At 62.0% G+C, this 6345-nt stretch carries 6 protein-coding genes and 1 tRNA gene; all 7 read right to left on the bottom strand.

The window, feature by feature from the left end:
- Nucleotides 1–561 precede the first annotated feature (561 nt).
- Nucleotides 562–638, bottom strand: a tRNA-Pro gene (locus PMX21_RS07575).
- Nucleotides 639–718: 80 nt separating this feature from the next.
- Nucleotides 719–1933, bottom strand: a complete 1215-nt coding sequence (gene coaBC / locus PMX21_RS07570; RefSeq protein ID WP_271759003.1) for a bifunctional phosphopantothenoylcysteine decarboxylase/phosphopantothenate--cysteine ligase CoaBC — start codon at nt 1931–1933, stop codon at nt 719–721.
- Nucleotides 1934–1935: 2 nt separating this feature from the next.
- Nucleotides 1936–2655, bottom strand: coding sequence for a zinc ribbon domain-containing protein (locus PMX21_RS07565; RefSeq protein WP_271759001.1), 720 nt, complete (start codon nt 2653–2655; stop codon nt 1936–1938).
- The gene (locus tag PMX21_RS07560; protein ID WP_271758999.1) at nt 2652–3461 is read right to left on the bottom strand and encodes a Nif3-like dinuclear metal center hexameric protein; all 810 of its coding nucleotides are present in this window, start codon (nt 3459–3461) and stop codon (nt 2652–2654) included. Before PMX21_RS07560 ends, PMX21_RS07565 begins: the two co-directional genes overlap by 4 nt.
- Nucleotides 3458–4636 carry a cysteine desulfurase family protein gene (locus PMX21_RS07555; protein WP_271758998.1) on the bottom strand — a complete coding sequence of 393 codons (1179 nt, stop codon included), beginning with the start codon at nt 4634–4636 and terminating at the stop codon, nt 3458–3460. Before PMX21_RS07555 ends, PMX21_RS07560 begins: the two co-directional genes overlap by 4 nt.
- A gap of 6 nt (nt 4637–4642) precedes the next feature.
- On the bottom strand, nt 4643–5314 hold the full coding sequence (rpe, locus tag PMX21_RS07550) for a ribulose-phosphate 3-epimerase (protein ID WP_271758996.1): 672 nt from the start codon (nt 5312–5314) through the stop codon (nt 4643–4645).
- Nucleotides 5315–5332: 18 nt separating this feature from the next.
- Entirely contained in the window at nt 5333–6340 is a 1008-nt protein-coding gene (locus PMX21_RS07545; protein ID WP_271758994.1) for an NAD(P)H-dependent glycerol-3-phosphate dehydrogenase, read from the bottom strand.
- Between the last annotated feature and the right edge of the window lie 5 nt (nt 6341–6345).

Raw genomic sequence — 6345 nt, 5'->3', positions numbered from 1 at the left:
ATGTCGTGCTTCACCCTCAAGTCGACACGCATAAAAAGCCTCCCATTTCTCATGTCCAAGAAATGGGAGGCAGTTCATCCTGCGAGGGCTTTTCTTTTGGCGATTACTCAAACAATTCGAGGTTCATTGTACAGGTAATCGGGTTGAGGAGAAATGGGGTCATACAGCGGCTCTCAGAGCGCCTGCCGCACTTCCCCGCCATTACCTTTGCGGCATCCTCGTATGGAGTCCATCCTGGTTGGCGTTTTGTTGTAACCGCTCACTTGTCCACAGATCAAGTGAACTGCTGGAATAAATACAGCGACACACTAGTTCGTTACAGTCGCCATATCTGCGTAAATCGCCGCGATAAATACAGCCTGTACTCGTCTGTATACCAGCTACGCGTATGTAGATTCATGTCGCGTTAATAAATCGGCTCAAGCGCGTGCAAAACGCGCAAGTAACCGCAAAAAGCGATTATCGCGCAGGTAGATTTTTGGCACCCTGTTGCTTAATCAAAATTAAGCAATTGCTTAAAACAAAAAAGGTCAGGCACTATGTGCCTGACCTGCAAACTTCTGGTCGGGACGACTGGATTCGAACCAGCGACCCCTTGACCCCCAGTCAAGTGCGCTACCAAGCTGCGCCACGTCCCGAAGCTATTGTTTGTTGCTCTGCTCTCGCTCGCAACAGGGAGTATATTAACCCGAAACTTTGGACTTGTGCAAGAACTTTTTTATAAATTTTGAAGCAAGTCCAAAATTGTATCTGCGAGCTGGGGTTTTGTTAGCACGGGAAGTTCTTGCGTGCCCGTTGTGCTCACAATCCAGGCCTTGTTAGTGTCGGTTCCAAAGCCCGAATCGGCGCGCGAAACATCGTTGGCGATAATGGCATCGCAACCCTTGCGGGCGAGCTTTCGCCGAGCGTACTCCACGACGTTATCGGTCTCGGCCGCAAAGCCGATCACGCACCGCTCCCCCTTTTGGCGCGAAAGCTCGGCCAAGATATCGACTGTCTCGACTAGTTCAATGTGATCCAATCGTTCGTTGGCCTTTTTGAGCTTATGGTCGGCAGGGGCTGCGGGGGTGTAGTCGGCGACAGCGGCCGCGCAAATGGCCGCATCGGCCGTCTGGAAGGCGCCCAGCGCCGCCTGCAGCATCTCTGCGGCGGTCTGCACGCGCACGAACTCCACGCCGCGGGGAACATCGAGCGATGTCGGCCCCAGCACAAGCGTAACCGCGGCGCCGCGGCGAGCAGCCTCCCCCGCCAGGGCGATGCCCATCTTACCCGAAGAGCGGTTACCAATGAATCGCACCGGATCGATCGACTCGTGCGTGGGGCCGGCGGTAATCACGATGCGCTTACCTTCCAGGTCCTGAGGCGCGGGGTTGAGCACCTCGCAGACAGCCTCGAGGATATCCTCGGGTTCGCTCATGCGTCCCGTGTCCACGTCGCCGCAGGCAAGGTAGCCGCTGCCGGGTCCCACCACATGGACACCACGTTCGCGCAGCGCGGCCATATTGGCCTGCGTCGCCGGCGCCTTCCACATGCCGTTGTTCATGGCAGGGGCGATCACGATGGGTCGCGGCGTGGCAAGCAGCGTGGTGGAGATGAGGTCATCGGCGATGCCGTTTGCCATCTTGGCGATGATATTGGCCGTCGCGGGCGCCACGACCACCAGATCGGGCTCCTGTGCCAGCGAAATGTGGTGGATGGGGTCGGAGGGGTCGTCGAACAGGCCTACGGCGACCGGTTCGTTGGTGAGCGCGCGGAAGGTGAGCGGCCCCACAAACTCGGTGGCATGCTCGCTCATAACGACCTTGACGCGCGCGCCGCGCTTTTGCAGCAGGCGCACGATATTGCACGACTTATAGGCGGCGATCCCGCCGGTAATACCCAGCAGGATCGTTTTTCCCTCAAGTTGCATTGAATTGTTGGGTGCCGCCGTCATCGTTAGGCTTCCTTACTGGGGAGTACCAGGAGGCGGTGGCAGTACGGGCAGTGCGTAATCTCGCTGCCGTCGTGGTTGAGGTCGCTCATGGACGACGCCTGCAGCGCGGTGTGGCAGACCGTGGGGATGTTGCCCTTGATGGTCTCGACGGCCAGGCCGCGGAACTGCTTGAGCAGACGCTCGTAGTCGGTGAGCACGCCGGTCGGCAGCGTGGCGGCAAGCGCGGTGCGCTCCTTAGTGGCGGCATCGATCTGAGCCTGCAGATCGGTAGCCTTGGCGCGAGCAGCCTTGGTATCGGCCTTTACGCCCTCCTCGAACTTGGCGATGATGGCCTGCGCGCGGGTCTCGCGGTCGAGCGCCTCCTTGTGGGCGATGACGACGTCCTTGCGGGTGTGCTCGATCTTGTCCAGACGCTTGGCCAGAGTGGCGAGCTCGTTCTCTAGGTCCTGAACCTCGCGGTAGTCAGAGCCGTCAACGTGGCGCTTCTTGGCGGCCTCGATGGCGTTATTGGTCTGGATCTCGGTGGTGTTGAGATCGTCGAGCTCAATATCCAGGTCCTTGCGCTGGGCGTAGAGCTTGGTCATCTCGGACTTGAGCTTCACATAGGTCTTGCGCTTGGAAGCGAGCTCCTTGAGCTCCGGCATATTGGCAAGTTCGCTCTTGTTGCGGGCGAGCTCCAAATCGATCTGTTGCAGCTTGAGTAGCGTAGCGCCGGCGCTCATAAGTTCTCTCCTTTTGTCACAGTCCACCATTGGCAAGGGTTCAGTATTTTAATCGCATGACGGGGGTCGACCCCGGCGTCAACTGCAGAGTTCATCAATATATCAACGAACGGCTCCTCGGAGCGGTCGTGGCCGAGCAAGATCACCGGCAGCCCGCGTAAAGCAAGGTCTTGCGTCACGTGGTATCCCGCCTCGCCCGTCACGACAACGTCCGCGCCCGCGGCGATGGCGAGCTCTCCAAAGTCGCCCAGGGAGCCGCCCAAAATGGCGACGGTGCGGCACGGGCGATCGGCCTCGCCCCACACGCGGGGGTCGCTGCCAAACGCCGTGGCGGCGCGAGTGGCAAGGTCGCGCAGGCTGCAGGGCTCGTCGAGTGTCGTAAGGGCTCCCAGGCCGCAGGCCTCGGGGTCGTCCACATGCTCCAGTGAGCTCATGGGCTCAGCGCCCAGCAACTCACTCAGGCGAACGCGCGCCTCATACGAGCGGTCCAGGTTGGTGTGGAGCGAGATAATGCTCACCCCACAACGGGCCGCCTCGTAGAGCGCCGCACTGCACTGGGGACGTGTCGCGCTGGGCGGGCAAAATGCCTCGGGCGCCTTGATGTAGACGGGATGATGCGTGAGCAACACGTTGGCTCCGGCTGCCAAGGCGCGGTGCACGTTGGCCCTGGTGGCGTCAAGCGCGCAGGCAACGCCGCGGATCTCGTCGTCGGGGTCGCCAACGGATAAGCCTACGTGGTCCCAGGGTTCGGCGTCCGTCTTGGGATAGCGTGCCAGCAGGGCACGCTCGAGCTCGGCGACGATCATGCGGCACCCACGATCGAGAGCAGCGTCTGGGCAAACTCGTCCAGATCGGCCGGGTCCACACGGTCATCGAAGGAGATACGCAGTGCACCCAGGGCCTGTTCGCGGCCAATACCCATGGCGCTGAGAACATGGCTCGGGTCCATGCTGCCGCTCGAGCAGGCCGAGCCGGCCGAAACCTCAAAGCCGGCGGCGTCGAGCTTGATGATGAGCTCCTCGGAGTCCATGCCATCAATGTAGATCGATACCATGCCGGGCAGACGGTCGGCATGCGCATAGTCGCCCATGGTGGCGTGAATGCGAGGGTGGGCCGTAAGCGTGGCGTAGAGCTTGTCGGAAAGGGTTTGCAGCGTCGCACGCTCCTGGGCTACATGGGGCGCCAGCGTTCGGGCGGCAGCGGCAAAAGCCAGCTGCGTGCGCAGGTCCTGCGTGCCCGCGCGACGTCCGGCTTCCTGTCCGCCGCCAAAAATGCGCGGGCGCAGCGGCGTGCGGCTCTTAAGGTAGAGCGCGCCGGATGCCACGGGGCCACCGATCTTGTGCGCGGCAACGGTCATGGTGTCAACTCCCAGCTCGGTGACATCGAGCGGAATATGCAGATAGCCCTGGATGGCATCGGTGTGGAACAGGGCGCCGGCAGCATGTGCGGCGGCGGCAAGCTCGCGGATGGGCTGCACCACACCGGTCTCGTTATTGGCGACCATGATGCTTACGAGCGCCACGTCGTCGCCAAGCAGCTCGACAAGCGCGGCAGGCTCAATGTAGCCCGCTCGGCATGGCTGCACCAGGTCGACGGTAAAGCCGGCGGCACGCAGCAGCGGCAGGTTGTCCAGAATCGAATCGTGCTCGATGGCCGAAACGATTACGCGATCGCGTTTGCGATCGCGCTGACGGGCGCCCTCGGCAAGACCGAGCAGCGCCAGCTGGTTGGCTTCGGTGCCGCCGTTGGTCAGAACAATCTCGGACGGGCGGACGCGCGCGCCAAAGCTACGGGCGATCTCGCGACGGGCGACTTCCAGGCGCGCGGCGGCCTTGCGGCCGAGCGAATGCAGCGAGTTGGGGTTGACGCCGGCAAGCTCGCTGTCGTCGTACTCGCGCTGCGCAAGGAGCGCCTCGGCGCGCATGGGCGTCGAGGCGGCATAGTCAAGATTCACGGGTATGCGGTTTTGACCTGCGGTCATAAGGGTTTATGCCTCCTGTGCGGCTTCGTTGCCCAGCTTCTGCAGTAGCGCAACCTCGGCAGCGGGATCTTCGGACTTAAATACGGCAGAACCGGCCACGAGCACGTTGGCGCCGGCCTTGACGACCTCGGCAATGTTCTTGGAAGAAATGCCGCCGTCGACCTCGATCATGGGCGACACGCCGTGGCGCTCGCACATGGCTTTGAGCTCGTGGAGCTTTGCGATGGTGCCCGGGATAAAGCTCTGACCGCCAAAGCCCGGGTTCACGCTCATGAGCAGCACCATATCGACGACATCGATGATGCTCTCGAGCACGCACACGGGGGTGGCGGGGTTGAGCACCACGCCGGCCTTAACTCCACGCTGCTGCAGATGGGTGAGCGTGCGGTGCAGGTGCGTGGAAGCCTCGTAGTGCACGGTGATCATGTCGGCACCGGCGTCGGCGTACCAATCGACCGTCTCGTCGGGGTTCGACACCATCAGGTGCGCGTCGACCGGTACATCGGTGGAGCGCTTGACGGCCTTAAGGATGTCGACGCCAAAGGTCAGGTTGCCGGTAAAGTGGCCGTCCATCACGTCGAAGTGCACAAAGTCGGCACCGGCGATCTTGTCGAGTTCGCCCTTGAGGTTGGCCATGTCGGCCGAGAGGACGGACGGAGCGATTTTAATGGAACCCATGGTAGTAGCCTTTCTGCGCTAGTCGGTGAGTCCGTAGAACTCTTGGGAGGGTACGCGGTCGGTAAGAATCTCGAGCGCCCTATCCAAAGTAACACCGTTGTAGAGCGTTTGCTCCACGGCAAAGGTGAGCGGAATGTCTACACCCAGTGAACGGGCAAGTTCGCTGACGCTGCGGGCCGCGACGGCGCCCTCGACCACCATATGTGTGCGCGCCTGGTACTCGTCGAGCGACACGCCGTGGGCAAACTCGTAGCCAAAGGTGCGGTTGCGCGAATGCTCGGACGTGCAGGTGGCAATGAGGTCGCCCATGCCGGCAAGACCCATGCAGGTCATGGCCTGGCCGCCGCGGGCGTGCACTAAACGGCTGATCTCGGCTAGGCCGCGCGTCATGATGAGGGCAAGCGTGTTGTCGCCCGCGCCCGAGCCGGCGGAGATGCCGCACACGATGGCGATGACGTTTTTCATGGCGCCGCAGACCTCGACACCGGTCATGTCTTGCGACAGATAGATGCGGAAGGCCGTGGACAGGAGCAGTTCCCTAAAGGTCTCCCCTATCTGCGGATCTTTGCTTGCGATGACGGCGGCAGAAAGTCCGCCGCGGCAGATCTCCTCGGCATGGTTGGGTCCCGAGAGCGCCGCCACGCGCCGATCGTTGCCGATCTCGCTGGCGATGACCTCGCTCATGAGCAGGCCGGACTCGGGCTCAATGCCCTTGGTGAGGCAGAGCACCGGGGTGTCGGTGGCGATGAAGGGTGCTGCCTGATGACATACGCTGCGCAGGTGCGTGGAGGGCACGGCAAAGATGATGGCCTCGGCGCCGTCGAGCGCCTGGGCGAGCTCGGTCGTTGCTACCACGTTATCGGGCAGCTCGTAGCCCACAAGGTAGCGAGGATTACGGTGCTCGCCGTTAATGCCAGCGGCCGTCTGCTCACTATGGGCCCACATGGTCATGCGCTCGGCTCGCGCGGCAGCAAGGCCGGCGACGGCGGTTCCCCAGGAGCCGGAGCCAATCAGCGCAACATTCATGACTC

Origin of the sequence: Collinsella aerofaciens, from assembly GCF_028209885.1 — a bacterium.
Taxonomy (GTDB): Bacteria; Actinomycetota; Coriobacteriia; order Coriobacteriales; family Coriobacteriaceae; genus Collinsella; species Collinsella aerofaciens_BA.
Note: the sequence above shows the minus strand (reverse complement) of the source record. Positions and strands in the feature narration are given on the sequence as shown.

What these genes read in the sequence shown, in the direction of transcription:
- PMX21_RS07555 (WP_271758998.1), bottom strand. Translation starts at nt 4,636, where the DNA reads ATGACCGCAGGTCAAAACCGCATACCCGTGAATCTTGACTATGCCGCC.
- PMX21_RS07545 (WP_271758994.1), bottom strand. Translation starts at nt 6,340, where the DNA reads ATGAATGTTGCGCTGATTGGCTCCGGCTCCTGGGGAACCGCCGTCGCC.
- coaBC (WP_271759003.1), bottom strand. Translation starts at nt 1,933, where the DNA reads ATGACGGCGGCACCCAACAATTCAATGCAACTTGAGGGAAAAACGATC.
- PMX21_RS07560 (WP_271758999.1), bottom strand. Translation starts at nt 3,461, where the DNA reads ATGATCGTCGCCGAGCTCGAGCGTGCCCTGCTGGCACGCTATCCCAAG.
- PMX21_RS07565 (WP_271759001.1), bottom strand. Translation starts at nt 2,655, where the DNA reads ATGAGCGCCGGCGCTACGCTACTCAAGCTGCAACAGATCGATTTGGAG.
- rpe (WP_271758996.1), bottom strand. Translation starts at nt 5,314, where the DNA reads ATGGGTTCCATTAAAATCGCTCCGTCCGTCCTCTCGGCCGACATGGCC.